14 protein-coding genes are annotated in these 16,051 nt (G+C 53.0%); 3 read left to right on the top strand and 11 right to left on the bottom strand.

The window, feature by feature from the left end; genetic code table 11:
• Nucleotides 1-58: 58 nt before the first annotated feature.
• Complete coding sequence (locus tag NOS26_RS05935) at nt 59-925, bottom strand: hypothetical protein (protein WP_255917400.1); 867 nt, start codon at nt 923-925, stop codon at nt 59-61.
• Entirely contained in the window at nt 925-1,347 is a 423-nt protein-coding gene (locus tag NOS26_RS05930; RefSeq protein ID WP_014015978.1) for a hypothetical protein, read from the bottom strand. Before NOS26_RS05930 ends, NOS26_RS05935 begins: the two co-directional genes overlap by 1 nt.
• Nucleotides 1,348-1,494: 147 nt before the next feature.
• Between NOS26_RS05930 and NOS26_RS05925 the strand changes: the two genes are divergently transcribed.
• Together NOS26_RS05925 and NOS26_RS05920 are read left to right on the top strand one after the other, a co-directional pair.
• Nucleotides 1,495-2,754 carry a DEAD/DEAH box helicase gene (locus tag NOS26_RS05925; RefSeq protein WP_014015977.1) on the top strand — a complete coding sequence of 420 codons (1,260 nt, stop codon included), beginning with the start codon at nt 1,495-1,497 and terminating at the stop codon, nt 2,752-2,754.
• Between the two features lie 12 nt (nt 2,755-2,766).
• Nucleotides 2,767-3,318, top strand: a complete 552-nt coding sequence (locus tag NOS26_RS05920; protein ID WP_014015976.1) for a hypothetical protein — start codon at nt 2,767-2,769, stop codon at nt 3,316-3,318.
• Between the two features lie 131 nt (nt 3,319-3,449).
• Here the strand turns inward: NOS26_RS05920 and glmS are convergent, their stop codons facing one another.
• The 8 genes from glmS to NOS26_RS05880 form a co-directional block, all read right to left on the bottom strand.
• On the bottom strand, nt 3,450-5,279 hold the full coding sequence (gene glmS / locus NOS26_RS05915) for a glutamine--fructose-6-phosphate transaminase (isomerizing) (RefSeq protein ID WP_014015845.1): 1,830 nt from the start codon (nt 5,277-5,279) through the stop codon (nt 3,450-3,452).
• 271 nt (nt 5,280-5,550) lie between these two features.
• Nucleotides 5,551-6,906, bottom strand: a complete 1,356-nt coding sequence (gene glmM / locus NOS26_RS05910) for a phosphoglucosamine mutase (protein ID WP_014015844.1) — start codon at nt 6,904-6,906, stop codon at nt 5,551-5,553.
• Complete coding sequence (locus NOS26_RS05905) at nt 6,907-8,511, bottom strand: NAD(P)/FAD-dependent oxidoreductase (protein WP_014015843.1); 1,605 nt, start codon at nt 8,509-8,511, stop codon at nt 6,907-6,909. It abuts the gene before it with no gap.
• Between the two features lie 14 nt (nt 8,512-8,525).
• The gene (locus NOS26_RS05900; protein WP_014015842.1) at nt 8,526-9,431 is read right to left on the bottom strand and encodes a YbbR-like domain-containing protein; all 906 of its coding nucleotides are present in this window, start codon (nt 9,429-9,431) and stop codon (nt 8,526-8,528) included.
• A gap of 3 nt (nt 9,432-9,434) precedes the next feature.
• Nucleotides 9,435-10,247 carry a diadenylate cyclase CdaA gene (cdaA, locus tag NOS26_RS05895; protein ID WP_014015841.1) on the bottom strand — a complete coding sequence of 271 codons (813 nt, stop codon included), beginning with the start codon at nt 10,245-10,247 and terminating at the stop codon, nt 9,435-9,437.
• 114 nt (nt 10,248-10,361) lie between these two features.
• A complete protein-coding gene (locus NOS26_RS05890; protein WP_014015840.1) occupies nt 10,362-10,838 on the bottom strand; it encodes an Rrf2 family transcriptional regulator in 477 nt (158 codons plus the stop codon).
• A 207-nt stretch (nt 10,839-11,045) separates the two neighbouring features.
• Nucleotides 11,046-12,035, bottom strand: a complete 990-nt coding sequence (locus NOS26_RS05885) for an inorganic phosphate transporter (protein WP_014015839.1) — start codon at nt 12,033-12,035, stop codon at nt 11,046-11,048.
• Entirely contained in the window at nt 12,028-12,657 is a 630-nt protein-coding gene (locus NOS26_RS05880; protein ID WP_014015838.1) for a DUF47 domain-containing protein, read from the bottom strand. The genes NOS26_RS05885 and NOS26_RS05880 overlap by 8 nt, the downstream gene beginning before the upstream one ends.
• Nucleotides 12,658-12,963: 306 nt before the next feature.
• On the opposite strand from NOS26_RS05880, the gene NOS26_RS05875 reads away from it, so the two are divergent.
• Complete coding sequence (locus NOS26_RS05875) at nt 12,964-15,042, top strand: BglG family transcription antiterminator (RefSeq protein ID WP_255411270.1); 2,079 nt, start codon at nt 12,964-12,966, stop codon at nt 15,040-15,042.
• Here the strand turns inward: NOS26_RS05875 and NOS26_RS05870 are convergent.
• Nucleotides 15,037-15,795, bottom strand: a complete 759-nt coding sequence (locus tag NOS26_RS05870; RefSeq protein WP_232501492.1) for a LytTR family DNA-binding domain-containing protein — start codon at nt 15,793-15,795, stop codon at nt 15,037-15,039. The two genes, NOS26_RS05875 and NOS26_RS05870, sit on opposite strands and share 6 nt — an antisense overlap.
• Between the last annotated feature and the right edge of the window lie 256 nt (nt 15,796-16,051).

Raw genomic sequence — 16,051 nt, 5'->3', positions numbered from 1 at the left:
GAAAATTCACACAGCCACCAGATACCTCGATGAACGACGAACGGCCTACGATGAACGATCAAGCCTTAAACGCCGCGATGACGACGTTGCGCAGGGCTACGCAGCCTATGATGGTCAATGCCGCTACGACGAAGGGTGTGATGAAGACCAGGGGATTGTTCTGGAGAATCGGCATGGCCTTGAAGATATACGTAAAGACGTGGATCTGGCTATCGAAGAGGATATGCTGGACCAGGGCCCACATGAGGACCATGACGACGATGGCCACGATATGGACCAGGCGCTCCTTGCGGCTATAACCATAGCGTTTGTACGGGAAGAAATAAAGCGCGAAGGTGGCGATGACGAAGATACTCATGCCGATGAAGCAGAAGCCCATGATGGCCATGACGCCGACGACCAGGCTCTGCGTCACCGAAGAGTCGCTGACAGTCGGAAAGAGGAACATACCCAGGATAGCACACGGCAGAGGCAGGCTGTAGATGATAGGGTCCAGGAATTGGGAATACCAGTATTTCCGGCGGCGCTGCAGCCAGAAATCGACGGCCCTGGCAGCCAGGTACTGGGCACCGATGGTCAAAAGCATCCACAAGGCGAATAAGCCGACGCGGACAGGATAATCATGCCAGCAGTCCCAGCCGGTCAAACCGTTGAGCAAGCCGACGGCAATGAGCAGGACGACAGCCCCGCCATAGAGGGTCGCCCCAGCCGAAGCATAATCATCGTCTCTGCCCGCACGACGGCGGCGATGACCCAGCCACAAGGGAACAGCAAAGGACAAGATAAAAAAGGCCAGAATCGACGCTGAGGCGATATATGGCTTATCTGAAGCAAAGGCCCCGAAAGGCAATGGCAGGATACCGCAGGCCGCCCAGACGATGGCCAGCAGCCGGTCATGCCACTTCTGTTTTTGTAAATGATCCATTATTTTACTTCCTTTCGGCCTGGCAAGAGCTGGGAGACGACAAAGGCAAGGAGCATGGTCAGACTGATTTCCCCATACATGCCGGCGATGAAGACGACGTCGCGGCCAATGGTCGGCCATTCCCAGAAAGGAGCTGCCTTCCAATAGACGCCCATGAAAGCCGTAAAAGCCCCGATAGCCGCAAAGACGATGAACCACATGAGGGCCATGACCCAGCGGCGGATCCGCCCGCCCTGAGGGCCAAAAGACGCATCCTGGCAGCCCACGTAGGCGACGGGGATGACCAGGGACAAAAAGACATAACTGACCATGGCCACGACGGCACTGGACCCGCTGTGGATGGTATAGGCTCCGATCGGGATGGGAATGATAAAGAAACACATGAAGACACTTTGCCGCAAAATATCGCGCCACCAACTCATTTTCTGCAAGACCTCCTAAAACAACGCAAACGAAATCACTTTAGTATACCATATCCCAAAAGGAAAGAAAAGTTTGCGCAAGCCCTGGCTTTTGTGTAAAATAGAAATAATAAGAAGTAATTTTAGTTCGCATAGAAAGGGACATACATGACAAAGAATTTTGAATCACTCGGCATTACGCCGAAGATTTGTGAACTCCTGCACAAGCAGGGCATCAATGAACCCACGGCCGTCCAGGCACAGGCCATCCCCCCCTTGTTCAAAGGCCGGGACATCCTGGCCCAGGCCCAGACCGGTACGGGCAAGACCTTTGCCTTTCTCCTGCCGTCACTGCAGCAGGTCAAGACAGATATCCACGCCGAACAAGTCCTGGTCATGGCGCCGACGCGGGAACTGGCCCGCCAGATTGCCGACGTCGCCGATACCCTGGCACCGGAACTGGGCGTCGACGTCCTCAGCCTCATCGGCGGCAAGACCATTGAGAACCAGCTCCAGAAACTGCACCGCCATCCTCACGTCATCATCGGTACGCCGGGCCGCCTGCTCGACCACTGCCGCCGCAATTCCCTCGACCTGAGCGGCGTCCGCCGGGTCATCGTCGACGAAGCGGACCAGATGCTGCAGGCCGGTTTCTTAGAAGATGTCGATACCCTCATCGGCCTGACGCCGAAACGGCGGCAGCTCCTCTTCTTCTCGGCTACGGTCCCGGACAAGATCAAAGGCCTGGCCAAAAAGCACATGCAGAGCCCGCTGGTCCTCAATATCCTCGAAGGCCAGACGATTGCCCTGGAAAATATCGAACAGCGCATCTACATGATGACAGAAGAACAGAAACTGCCGAAACTCTGCCAGATGCTGACAGAAATGAATCCCTATCTGGCCATCGTCTTCTGCAACACTAAGGAACGGACCTCCCTCCTGGCAGGCAAACTCATCGCCAAGGGCTTCAACATCGGTGAACTCCACGGCGATATGTCTCAGGGCCGCCGCAATCAGGTCCTGCGTGACTTTGCCAAAGCCAAGACGCAGATCCTGGTCGCCACGGATATCGCAGCCCGCGGCATCGACATCGAAGGGATCACGCATGTCTTCAACTTCGATGTCCCCCATGACGTCGACTACTACATCCACCGCATCGGCCGCACCGGCCGTGCCGGCAATGAAGGCCTGTCCATCATGTTTGCCACGGCAGCCGATGAAAATTGGGTCCGCCGCATCGAACACAACATCCATGCGACGATCACGAAATATACCCTGACGGGACAAGTCAAAGTCAAGGCCAGCAGCAAACCGCCGAAGCGGAAAAAGACGTATCGGGACAAACTGCCGGCCAGCACTTACCAGACAACGAAAGAAAAACGCCATAAACAGCGCCATAAGGGCGGGGACAACCGCCGGCGCCGCTAAGGAGGTCTACTTATGAAACGTTATCTTACCCTTGTCCTTCTGCTCTTCACCCTGGTGGCTGCCGGATGTACGCCGGCATCGCCGACCAATTCGCAGCCGCAGAAACAGCAGACCCAGACCCAGCAGCAACAGCCGGGAGAAACCAAGCAGGGCCAAGACACGAAGAGCCAGACCGATACCAAAGAAACACCGGTCGCCAACCTGCCCACCATCGGCGATACCCAGGCCGATTGGGAAAACGAATGGGGCCACCCCTATTCTCAGGGCGACACGATCCGCGTCTTCCACAATGGCCGCTACCAAGTCGTCTTCCAGAACGGCCGGGCCGTGACGGTAACCATCAAAGTCAAAGATGGTGAAAACGTCAACATCAGTGACCTTCTGCCGGAAGATGCTCAGAAACAGTCGGCTTCGTCGAAAGAGGTCGGCGGTTCCCAGATGGGCGTCGAAAAATGGCACAGCAAGACTTTGGAAAAAGCCCTGTCTTCGACAAAGGGAAATTTCACAGTTATGAAACAACCGGGCAGCATCATCATCGATTGCACGCCGAATTTGAAGAAATAGTATAAAAAAGCGCTGTCGCATGAAGACAGCGCTTTTTTAGTTTGAAGTTGAAAGTTTGATGTTTGATGTGGATGGGACAAAATTTAAAGGCCATCACCTCAAACATCATACATCAAACCTCAAACTAACGATTATTCTACGGTAACGCTTTTGGCCAGGTTACGCGGTTTATCTACGTCGTTGCCGCGGCTGACGGCGATGTAGTAGGCCAGCAGCTGCAAGGGGATGATGGCCAGGATGGGAATGACGAAATCGTCCGATGCCGGGACCTTGATCAAGGCATCGACAGTCTTGCCGACTTCCGTATCGCCTTCCTGGACGACGCCGACGACATAGGCATCACGGGCTTTGACTTCCTTGATGTTGCTGATCATCTTTTCTTCGACTTCTACCTGCGTAGCCAAAGCGATGACCGGGACACCGGCTTCGATCAGCGACAAGGTGCCGTGTTTCAATTCACCGCCGGCATAGGATTCTGCATGAATATAGGAGATTTCCTTCAGTTTCAAGGCCCCTTCCATAGCCAGGCCGTAGTCCATGGAACGGCCGATGAAGAAGACGTCTTCTTTATTCTTGAAGGCATCGCAGAGGCCTTTGATCGTATCGACCTGGTCGAAAACACCCTGGCACTGATCCGGCAGTTTCGTCAAATCGGCTAAAATCTTTTCTTCCCGTTCAACCGACAAATTCCCGTTCAAGCGGCCCATGTACAGAGACAGGAGCAGGAGCGTGACCAGCTGTGTCGTATAGGCTTTGGTCGAAGCGACGGCGATTTCCGGGCCAGCCCAGGTATAAGCGACCTGGTCGGCTTCACGGGAAATGGACGAGCCGACGACGTTGGTAATGGCCAGGGAACGGGCGCCACGGCGTTTGGCTTCCTTCAGGGCTGCCAAGGTGTCGATGGTTTCACCAGACTGGCTGACGACGATGCAAAGGGTCTTGCTGTCCGTCAAAGGATCGCGATAACGGTATTCCGAAGCGATATCGACTTCGACAGGGATGCGGGCCAGTTTTTCAATGAAGTACTTGGCCAGGAGCCCGGCATGGTAGGCCGTACCGCAAGCCGTGATCAGGATCTTGCCGATAGAGTTGACATCTTCCGGCGTCCAGTTCAGTTCTTCGAAGTGGACATGTTTGCCGTCTTTCGTGATGCGGCAGCTCATGGTATCTTTGATGGCCTTCGGCTGTTCATAGATTTCCTTGAGCATGAAGTGTTCGAAGCCGCCTTTTTCAGCCGCTTCGGCATCCCAGTTGACTTCAAAGACTTTCTTGGAAATGGGTTTGCCTTCGAGGTCCGTGACCCAGACATTATCTTTCATGACGATGGCGATTTCTCCATCATTCATGATATACGTCTTGCGGGTATAGCTAAGGATGGCCGGGATATCCGAGGCGATGTAGTTTTCGCCCTGGCCGAGACCGACGATGAGAGGATTATCCTTCTTGCTGCAAATGATCTTATCCGGTTCAAATTTGCACATGAAGACCAACGAATAAGAACCGCGCAGACGGCTCAGGACTTTGCGGACCGTGCTGGTGAAATCCCCGTCGTACATGTCGGCGCACAAGTGGGCGACGACTTCCGTATCCGTTTCCGACTTGAAGTGATACCCTTTCTTGAGGAGTTCTTCCTTCAATTCCATGTAGTTTTCGATGATGCCGTTGTGGACGATGGCGAAATCGCCTTTTTCATCCGTATGGGGATGGGCGTTGACATCCGACGGACCGCCATGAGTTGCCCAACGGGTATGGCCGATGCCGACCGTGCCGACGACAGGATGAGCCTTTACGGCTTCAGCCAGGTTGACCAGACGGCCTGCCTTTTTGCGGACAGCAATGGCGCCGTCATGATAGACGGCGATACCGGCCGAATCATAACCGCGGTATTCCAGCTTTGCCAGACCATCCATCAAAAAATCTGCTGCTTCTCTGTCTCCGATGTAACCTACAATACCACACATAGTTATATCCTCCTGATATGAAAATGTTCCTTCCCATGACGAACTTGTCGACGACGTTACCGCCGTGTTTTTCCGTCATATAACGGCTGAAGCTGCCGAGAGACATCCGCTGACTGTTCGATACTTCTCTACCTCGTCTGCCTGGCGGACCAGGCACTAGCGCTATCCATTATATCGTCAAGGATTTCCAGACGCCTGCAAAAAAAGCAGGAATGAAGTTCGCTGAACTCCATTCCCACACTTTAATATATTTGCAAGGTTTTGTCAATACCTATTTGGAAGGCCCCATTTCGTGTTCGACGACGACGGCGATGTCATCGACGATGCGTTCGAGCTGGTCCAGGTCCGGTCCTTCCGCCATGACACGGATGAGGGGTTCTGTCCCGGACGGACGGACGAGGATGCGGCCTTCATCGCCCAATTCTTCTTCGCCAGCCGAAATGGCTGCCATGATGAGGTTATTGTCTTCCCAGCCGGATTTCGTCTGAACGCGAACATTTTTCAAAATCTGCGGGTAGCGTGTCATGAGCCCGGCCAATTCCGACAGCGGCTTATTCTGCTGTTTCATGATGCTCAGCAGCTGGACCGCCGTGAGCAGGCCGTCACCGGTCGTATTGTAGTCGAGGAAGATGATATGGCCCGACTGTTCGCCACCCAGGGAATAGCCGTCTTTACGCATCTTTTCCAGGACATAGCGGTCGCCGACAGCCGTGATTTCCGTCTTGCAGCCCATTTCTTTCAACGCTTTATGGAAACCGATATTGCTCATGACCGTACCGACGACGGTATCCTGTTTGAGCCGGCCTTCGGCTTTCAGTTTCATGGCGCAGAGGAGCATGATCTGGTCGCCATCCATTTCCTGGCCCTTTTCGTCGACAGCCAGGCAGCGGTCAGCGTCACCGTCATTGGCAATGCCGACATCAGCCCCGTATTTGAGAACCGTTTCCTTCAAGCTTTCCAAATGGGTGGACCCGCATTTTTCATTGATGTTGACGCCATTCGGTTCATGATGGATAGCAATGACTTCTGCACCGAGGCGCTTGAGGATTTCCGGTCCCAATACTGACGCCGAGCCATTGGCCCCGTCATGGACGACTTTCAAGCCCGACAAGTCGATATCTGTCGATTTGCAGATGAAATCAGCATATTCCTGCTGTAAATCAGTCCACGTCGAAATCGTGCCGATAGCAGCCCCGGTCGGACGGCTCTGGAGAGCTGCCCGTTCATCTTTGAGCATACATTCTTCGATTTTATCTTCCGTTTCGTCCGGCAATTTATAGCCAAAGCCATCGAAGAACTTGATGCCGTTGTATTCAAAAGGATTATGCGAGGCCGAAATCATGACGCCTGCGTCCATATGATGGGTCCGCGTCAGGTAGGCAATGGCCGGAGTCGGAATGACGCCTACCATGTAGCAGTCCCCACCGGCTGAAGCGATACCGGCGGCCAGGATATCTGCCAGCATGGTGCCGGAACGGCGGGTATCCCGGCCGATGAGAAAGGTCGGGTGTTCTTTGTTCTGCCCAAAAATGTAGGCAGCTGCTCTGCCCAAATGATATGCCAATTCCGGTGTCAACGAATCATTGGCAATACCTCGTACTCCATCAGTTCCAAACAATCTAGCCATTTACTTTACCTCCAAAGGTTGATATTTACGGATGATTTCAATCGCCGTTTCCAGGCCATCCAAAAAAGCACTCATAATGCCACCGGCATACCCGGCCCCTTCGCCAATGGGATAGAGGCCAGCCGCCCCCAGGGCCATGCGGTCTTCGCCGCGGACGATGCGTACAGGCGCACTGGTCCGGGTTTCGACGCCGGTCATGACTACGGCATCATCGTCAAAACCATGGATCCGCCGTCCGAAATAAGGCAGGGCCTGTTCCAAGGTCGTCGTGACGAAGCCGGGCAGGACGTCATGCAGGTCCGTCCAGGTCACGCCGGGACGATAGGAATGAACTGGTCCTTCCTGAGGTGCCCCAGGCCGTTTCAAGAAAGAGCCGACGGTCTGAGCCGGAGCATAATAACAGCTGCCGCCCGCTTTATACGCCAGTTCTTCATATCGGCGCTGGAACTCGATACCTGCCAGGGGACTATCCCCGCCCATGTCATCAGCCGTGACATTGACGACGACAGCACTGTTGGCGATACCGCTGTCGCGCCGGTACAGGCTCATGCCGTTGGTGACGACCCGCCCTTCTTCCGAAGCCGCCCCGACGACGACGCCACCGGGACACATGCAGAAAGAATAGCACGACCGCCCTTCCGGACTGTGGTAGACCAAGGCGTAGTCCGCCGGTTCCAGGCCGAGATCTGCTGCCGGGCAGCCATACTGGGCCCGGTCGATGACATCCTGGGAATGTTCGATACGCACGCCGACGGCAAAGGGCTTCTTTTCCAGGGTAACGCCCTGGTCGTGGAGCATGTAATACGTATCGCGGGCACTATGGCCGATACCCATGACGACCAGCTCGGCCGGATATTCATCGCTGTCATTGACGGTCACAGAAGTAATGCGGCCTTCATCGTCGCGATGGATGGCCGTGACGCAGCTGGAAAAATGGACTTCCCCGCCCCGGGCTTCGATGGTATGACGCATATTCTTGACTACGCGGCGCAGGACATCGGTCCCGACATGGGGATTATAGGCATACAGGATATCCTCCGGTGCGCCGGCATCGACAAAAGTCTGCAAGATGCGCCGCAGCAGCGGATGATTGACGCGGGTCGTCAATTTGCCATCCGAAAAGGTCCCGGCCCCACCTTCGCCGAACTGGACATTCGACGAGGCCTTGAAAGGACCGCCACGCCAAAAAGTTTCTACATCTTTCGTCCGGGTATCGACATCGCAGCCCCGTTCAAAGACGATAGGCGCGTAGCCGTGTTCCGCCAGGGCCAAGGCAGCTGCCAGGCCGGATGGGCCGGTCCCGATGACGATAGGCCGGTGCGCCATCGGCTGTGTACCGGGATGGATTTCCGGCGCTGGCGTCTCGGTCAGACGACGGACATCCTTATTATCCCGGCAGCGTTTCCACACCCGGTCTTCGTCGGCAAAAGAAACGTCGACAGTGAAGACGAAATAAATCCGCGGCTTCCGCCGGGCATCAATGGACCGGCGGACAATGGTAAGGCCGGAAATATCGCTGCGGCTGCATCGAAGCTTTTTAGCCACTAAAGCTGCCAAAGGCTTCTGCATAGGGACAGCCGTGCGGATATTCAATACTCTAAGCACAATAATCTCCCTTCCTACTTTTCTTTCTTGATACTCAGTGTAGCGTCGACTTCATCAGGGTCCATGACGACGCCATCTATCGGCGGAATGAGGACTTTCCACGTCTTTTCTTCCGTCATATTCTCGATATCGATATCGGGCAAGTCGATGGTATCGATATTCTTCAGCGTATCCGCTTCCCCTTTGACGACGACAGCCGTCGGCTGGACGGAAACGGTCTTCCACGCCGTTTCCCCCTGGACGTTCAAGTTCAAGGGAACGGTCTTGGTAATCGCATTGTGGGCTATGGTCACTTTGACATTGCTCTGCCAGGGAGTCATTTCCAGCCCTTCTACCGGCGTCCCATCGGCCTGGTACAAGTGAATCGGCGCCATAATCGCAAAGTCGCCATTGCGCTGATTGACAGGGATATCGACGACAGCCTGGTTGACTTGCTGAATGAGGCGGCGTGCCCCGCTGACGACGACTTTTTCCGGTACGATTTTCAGATCGCTGATGAAATCCTTATCGTCCAGCTTGCCGACGACATGCGGCGTCAATTTAAATTCTTTGACCGTATAGACATCGACAGTGATTTTCGTCGACGTCATGCTCTGTTTCTTCAGCTCCGTCCCACCGGGTATTTCGACGTGGACCGGTACTTCCACTTCCCCTTCCTGGACATTGGACAAATCGATATAGGCCTTGATATCCGACGGGCCGACGTTGATGATCGTATTGCGCGGGCCCGACAAGCGGACATAGACCGTCTTGGGCACATTAGACGTAATGTATTGGGAATCGAGGTTCTCTACGGTAATCGGCACGGTATAACTGCCTTCACTGAGCGGGTTCTGTTCGTTGATGATGACGAACCATAAGACGATAGCCAAGAGAAGGCAGACGATCTTGAGCTGCCATTTTTTATCAAGCTTGTTCATAAGCTAAGGCCTCCATTTAAAAATATTGGCCAAGCCCTGAGGCGTCCGGTTCAGGAACGTCTTCAGGACATTGCGCAAAGCATTGCCATCGAGGTGGCGATAAATATGACCGCCATAGGTATAGGAAATGGAACCCGTTTCTTCGCTGACGACGACGACGACGGCATCGGCTAGTTCGCTGATGCCGATGGCCGCCCGGTGGCGCGTCCCCAGTTCCGTCGACAAGGACCGGTCCGACGTCAGCGGCAGCAGACAGCCGGCAGCCATGATGCGGTTCTCGCGGATGATGACGGCCCCGTCATGGAGCGGGGTATTGGGGATGAATATATTTCCCAGCAGTTCCCGCGACACCAGGCCGTCGATGGCAATGCCCGTGTCGATATAATCGTTGAGGCCGACTTCGCGTTCAAAGACGATGAGCGCCCCTGTATGGGTCTTCGATAAGGATTCACTGATAGCGACGATTTCGTCGATGAGCCGTTCCAGTTCTTCCATACTGATGACCTGGCCGGATCGGAAGAAACGGCCCCGGCCAATCTGTTCCAGGGCCCGCCTCAACTCTGGCTGGAAGACGACAGGCAAGGCGACGAGGATGACCGTCATCCCCTGCTGCAGCATCCAGTTGATGACGTGCAGGTCCAAAATCTTACTGACGACAGTGACTACGCCCAAGACCAGCAGTCCCTTGATCAAGGCGACAGCCCGCGTATTGCGGATGAGGATGAATAATTTATAGAGTACAAAAGCAACGAGCAGAATATCCAATATATCCAACAGCCGGAAGCTGCTGATGAAACCTTGAAAGGGTAGGTACATAGGGCTTCACTCCACACAAAGAGAATAAAAATTAAATAGGTATCCTTATTTTACAATATTTTGGGCATAAAAAAAAGGGCTTGTCGTCGGTGACAAGCCCTTCAAACTACAGACTTATTTTTCTGCCGCTTCTTTTTTGGCCGTCAGCTGCGCTTCTGCTTCGTGGACCATGCGGAGATTGGCTTCCTGTTTGGCCAGGGTTTCAAAGTCGATGGACTTCAAACGGGCTGCCAGGTCGCGCTGGATGTCGGCAAAGGCGGCATAAATAGAACACATGCCGCTGCAGCCGCGGCTGCACGAGCCGATGTCGTGGAGACAGCGCTGTAATTCTGTCTGCCCTTCGACGGCGTCGATGATATCAAAAAGAGTGATGTCCTTGGGCGCCCGCTGTAAGGCAAAACCGCCTTCGACACCGCGATAGGACTTCATGATGCCAGCCTTGGTGAGGCTGCGCATGATTTTCAATAAAAAACGTTCTGGTATATTCTGTTTTTCTGCCAGCGCCGCGCCGGTAATCTTCGTACCTTCCGGGAGAGACGCCAAATAGAGGACCATGCGGAAGGCATAGTCCGTAGCCTGATTCAATCTCATATTTCTACCCCCTTGTTGTCTATATCTTGTATTATACAATAAAAGACAAAAAAAGTATAGTTTTAATTCTGTATCTTCAATGTCCTAAAGTATATTAATAATATACTTTCTTTAGTATGCCGCCCTCTTTCATTCTACTGACGGATGCAAAAAAGGTCCTGCCGCACGATGACAGGACCTTTTAAGGGGTTAGTTACCAAAATAGTCTTAAAGAAAATCGATAATTTTGAAAATGATAGCCGACATGACGGCACTGATGGGAATCGTAACGACCCAGGCGACGAGCATACTGCGGGCGACGCCCCAATGGACGGCGCGGACGCGTTCAGCTGAACCGATACCCATGATGGAGCCCGATACGACGTGGGTCGTACTGACCGGCAGATGAAGGAAGGTGGCCGTAAAGATGACGATGGACGAGTTCAAATCCGCCGCAAAGCCATTGATCGATTCCATCTTGAAGATCTTCGTCCCCATCGTAGAGATGATACGCCAGCCGCCGGCCGAAGTCCCTAAAGCCATGGACGTAGCGCAGGCCATCTTGACCCAAATCGGGATTTCCATAGTTTCAATATAACCGCCGGACAAGAGAGCCAGGGCGATGATCCCCATGGCCTTCTGGGCATCATTGGAACCGTGAGAAAAAGCCATCAGGCTGGCCGACAAGAGCTGCATCTTGCGGAACTGCCGGTTCAGGGCCAGCGGCGAATACTTGCGGACAATCCAGAGGATACCGATCATGACGAAATACCCGGTAGCCAAGGCGACGACAGGCGACAGGATCAGAGACAAGATGATTTTGCCGATACCGCCCATATCGAGGGCTGCCGGTCCGACGCTGATGCAGACGGCGCCGATGACACCACCGATCAGGGAATGGGACGAACTGCTCGGTATGCGGTAATACCAGGTAAGGACATTCCAGATAATCGAGCCGATGAGGGCGGCTACGATGACTTCCAAGCTGATTTCAGCCGGATTGAGGACCAGGTCGCCGCCAATGGTCTTAGCGACGCCGGTGCTGATCATGGCCCCGGCGAAATTGAGGCACGCTGCCATCATGATGGCGTGGCGCGGTGTAATGGCCCGCGTCGATACGCTCGTCGCGATGGCATTGGCCGTATCGTGGAAGCCATTAATATAATCAAAGAGAACGGCCAACAAAACGATGGCCCAAATTAACCAATGCTCAGGCATACTTCAATACAACCCTTCTGAACGTAACGACTAAATCTTCACAATCATCGGTGACGTCTTCGACAGACTGGAGGATTTCCTTCCACTTGATGATTTCAATGGGGTCCTTGCAGTTCTTGAACAAGTTCGCCATTTCTTCATGGTACAAATCATCGCAGTCCTGTTCCAATTTCAAGACTTTCTTGCTCCGCGCTTCGACTTTGAGGTAATTCTTCTTGAGGTCCTTCATGTAGCCGATGGATTTGCGGATTTCTTTCATGGCTTTCGCCGTAATGGTCGCCATCTGCTTAGCGCCATCCGTAGCTTCGCCGACTTGGTACATACACATTTTATCCATGATTTCACTGATGTTGTCGACAGCTGCATCGAGCTGATCGATCAGCTGCTGGATATCTTCACGGTCCATAGGCGTAATGAAGGTCTTCTGGAGGCGCTTCATCGTTTCCATGACCAGCGCATCGGCCTGGTCGGCCAGAGCGTCGATTTTTTCTAATGCCGTTTCTTTCGCGACTTCACCGTTAATAGCCTGGCTCAGTAACTCAGCCGCTTCATAGCTCAATGTCGCATGTTGGTCCAATAGGGAAAAAAACTTTTCTTCCTTGGGCTTTAAGTGAAATGCCATAGTCATCGATCTCCTTAAATAAAAGATAGGAATAAGCCTTTATCAAAATTTACACGATTGTTTCTGATTCTTTACAAGGCCTTACTTAAAATTATATCATATGGCCTGTCATTATTCTATAACAATGAGGCATTTTTTCTCCCTCATCCTGCAATCGATGCATTCTAAAAATGCTGTCACTTTTTATGACGACAAAATTAAAATACTTTAAATTGCAGCCTTCCACAGCCTGAGCTATACTGTAAAGCAAAGACATACAGGAATACCATGGATGACGGAGGTGATAGCATGGATTTTACACCTCGTATGCAACAGATTTTACAGCGCCTGCTATCGGAAACGGACTTTGTATCGGAGCAAACCCTGGCCGATGACCTGGGTATCAGCAAGCGGACGGTCCAGCGTGAACTCGACGGGACAACAGGCGCACTGGCTTCTTATGGCCTGCAATTACAGCGCAAGAAAAAGGCCGGCCTCATGCTCATCGGGCCTGAGAAAGAAAAAGAACGACTGGCCGCTTCCCTGCAAACGGCATCGGCTATGGACTTTACCGATAAGCAGAATCGCCGCCGTTACTTGCTCTTTGAAATCCTGCGCGACCGGACACCGAAGAAACTCTTCTATTACAGCCAGCTCCTCGGTGTCAGTGAAGCCACAGCTGCTTCAGACCTGGAAGCACTGGCCCCATGGCTGCAAAAAAATAATTTATCCGTTTTGAAGAAGCAAGGCTACGGCGTCGTCCTTACGGGCAGTGAAAAAGACTACCGCGAAGCCATGCGCCGCTTCATCAGCGAAACGACGTCTGCCGAAGATTTCAAAGACCTCCATGATGGCCAGGAAGCCTTGACCAAGGCCGTCATGAATGTGACGGATAAAGGCATCTATAAATTGCTCAACAGCCATACGATTCAGCGAGTCTATACGGTTCTCCAGAAACTTCACGAAGAAAAAATCGCCCACTTCACAGATGCCGCCAAAATCGGTCTGGTCATCCATATTGCCATCGCCATCGAACGCGTGGCCAGCGGACAATTGCAGGAAGAACCTGCTGTCCCGCCAGCCATCCCGGATGATGAAGACAGTACCTTGGCACGACGCATCTTGAAAGGCATGGAAGAGGAATTTCAGCTGCCCATGCCATCCATCGAAATATCTTATCTGCTCCTGCACATCAAGGGCGCCAAAATCCGCTATAACGGCAGTCCATGGCAGGGTCCGGGCGGACTGGACGAACCAGCCCTTCTCGTCATCATCGATAAGATGATTGAAGCCTTCGACCCGCAGTATGCCTATGATTTGCGCTGTGATGATGAATTCATCCGCGGCCTGTTCGTCCATTTACAGCCGACTATCGTGCGCTTGAAACACCATCTGAATATCATCAATCCCCTGCTGGACGATATCAGACAGGAATATGCCTCGGTTTTCCAAAAATCCCGCCGCGCTGCCACCATCTTGGCAGAGGCCTTGGATACAACGGTTTCCGAAGAAGAAATAGGCTATTTGACTATCCATTTCGGCGCAGCCCTGGAGCGCCTCAAAGGCAAGAAAGTCTTTACCCGCAAAGTCATCATCGGCATCGTCTGCGCCAGCGGTTTCGGCCTGGCCCGCCTGATGATGACCCGTCTTCAAAACAAACTGCCCAGCTATGTCGAGCTCCATACATATGGCAAGGACGGCTTGACAGAATCGGTGTTGCAAGAGACAGATTTCTTCATCAGCACCCTGCCCCTGCAGATTCCTGGAGCCGACGTCCTGCGTACATCCCCCCTTATCACGGGTTCGGAACTTCAACATATCCTGGGTAAAATTGATACATATTCCCACATCCGCAAAGCGCCGGACCTGGTCACGCCTTCAGGAGAAACTTTTTTATCCGCCCTGGACCGGACACATCTCCTGGCCCGGGAAATGGCCGGTCTTCTGCGTCACTATCAGCAATTCACCGTCCCCGCCTCGTCTACCTTTGCCCAAGTCGTCCATACGCTGGCCGCAGCCGCAACGAAAGGCGAAGAGGATACGGCCCTCTTATTCGACGCCATCATCCGCCGCGAATGCTTGAACAGCCAGATTTTCCCAGACCAGGGCTTTGCTTTGCTTCATTGCCGTACCCAAACCATCCGTCAATCCTTATTCTATACGTGCGTCCCCGACGGCCCAGCCTTTGAGGACGACTATTTCAAAGGCATTGCCACTGTCCTGCTGCTCATCATGCCCGAAGACGAATATCGCCAGGTCCATACGGACGTGCTGGGTTTCATCAGCAGTTCCCTAGTCAGCGATGACGCTTTTTACCAGGCCATCCTCGGGCACGACCCAGAAAAAATCCGCTGCCACCTGCAGCGGATCCTCAAGACCTATTTCGAGTCTGCCCTGAGTCTATAAGTCGACGTACTGCCGGAGTTTCTTGACATACGACCGGCCGATGGGCACGGGCTGGTCTTCCATCCCTTTGACGATGAGGACGTATTGATGATTGAACCACGGTTCGATTTGCTGAACCTCATCGATGTTGACGATATAATTGCGGTGACAGCGAAAGAACACCTCTTCAGGCAGACGCTTTTCAAACTGGACCAGACTGAGATGGCTGGGATACGTCTTGCCCGACAAGGTAACGAGAAAAACTTTTCGTTTCTCTGCATAGACCAGGCGGATATCTTCCGTCGAAATGAGTTTGATCTTGTCGCCTTCATCGACGGAAAAACGCCGGGCATAACTGGGTCGGCTGCTGTCAACAGCTGTTTCGGAAGCTCCTTCCTGCAAAGGAGCTTCTTTTTTTATATAGACAGCGCGGAATTTCTCGACGACCCGCCGCACTTCCTCCTCTGTAACCGGTTTGACCAGATAATCGAGGACATTGAGCCGCAGCGCTTGGGAAATAAAATCGCGCTTGCCCGTGACGAAGACGACGGCTGGATGAGGGCCCTTGGCCGCTTCAATCTGTCTGGCAATGGTCATGCCGCTGACCCGCGGCATTTCCAGCGTCAGAAAGACGATATCCGGCTGATGAGCCGCCAGACAAGCCATGGCTTGTTCCCCTTCATAACATATTGATTTTACCTCGATAGACGGATCCCCACGCTGTAACAGCTTCTTCAACTGCGCCGCCATTAGCGGTTCGTGATCGATGATCACGGCTTTTGCCCCCATGTCAACACCTTCTTTTCATGATTTTTCATCTTCATTATACCACAAACCGTGTTATTGCCAGTAGGGATAAAGCCTGTAAAAACCTCATTTCCCAAGTCCTGTCATCTTCCAAAAGGACAAAGTTAAATTACTTTTAATTGCTTTTGATATGTACACAAGTTATACTGTAGCCATCAAGAGAGCAGCGCAGTGCAATCCGGAGTGTCAGGTACTGCTCGTGTCCCACGTATTCATTCCAAAG

This window comes from Megasphaera sp. SC8-1 (assembly GCF_024436295.1).
Lineage (GTDB): Bacteria > Bacillota > Negativicutes > Veillonellales > Megasphaeraceae > Megasphaera > Megasphaera elsdenii.
This window is presented reverse-complemented; position numbering and strand designations above follow the sequence as displayed.

What these genes read in the sequence shown, in the direction of transcription:
- NOS26_RS05935 (WP_255917400.1), bottom strand. Translation starts at nt 925, where the DNA reads ATGGATCATTTACAAAAACAGAAGTGGCATGACCGGCTGCTGGCCATC.
- NOS26_RS05930 (WP_014015978.1), bottom strand. Translation starts at nt 1,347, where the DNA reads ATGAGTTGGTGGCGCGATATTTTGCGGCAAAGTGTCTTCATGTGTTTC.
- NOS26_RS05925 (WP_014015977.1), top strand. Translation starts at nt 1,495, where the DNA reads ATGACAAAGAATTTTGAATCACTCGGCATTACGCCGAAGATTTGTGAA.
- NOS26_RS05920 (WP_014015976.1), top strand. Translation starts at nt 2,767, where the DNA reads ATGAAACGTTATCTTACCCTTGTCCTTCTGCTCTTCACCCTGGTGGCT.
- glmS (WP_014015845.1), bottom strand. Translation starts at nt 5,279, where the DNA reads ATGTGTGGTATTGTAGGTTACATCGGAGACAGAGAAGCAGCAGATTTT.
- glmM (WP_014015844.1), bottom strand. Translation starts at nt 6,906, where the DNA reads ATGGCTAGATTGTTTGGAACTGATGGAGTACGAGGTATTGCCAATGAT.
- NOS26_RS05900 (WP_014015842.1), bottom strand. Translation starts at nt 9,431, where the DNA reads ATGAACAAGCTTGATAAAAAATGGCAGCTCAAGATCGTCTGCCTTCTC.
- cdaA (WP_014015841.1), bottom strand. Translation starts at nt 10,247, where the DNA reads ATGTACCTACCCTTTCAAGGTTTCATCAGCAGCTTCCGGCTGTTGGAT.
- NOS26_RS05890 (WP_014015840.1), bottom strand. Translation starts at nt 10,838, where the DNA reads ATGAGATTGAATCAGGCTACGGACTATGCCTTCCGCATGGTCCTCTAT.
- NOS26_RS05885 (WP_014015839.1), bottom strand. Translation starts at nt 12,035, where the DNA reads ATGCCTGAGCATTGGTTAATTTGGGCCATCGTTTTGTTGGCCGTTCTC.
- NOS26_RS05880 (WP_014015838.1), bottom strand. Translation starts at nt 12,657, where the DNA reads ATGGCATTTCACTTAAAGCCCAAGGAAGAAAAGTTTTTTTCCCTATTG.
- NOS26_RS05875 (WP_255411270.1), top strand. Translation starts at nt 12,964, where the DNA reads ATGCAACAGATTTTACAGCGCCTGCTATCGGAAACGGACTTTGTATCG.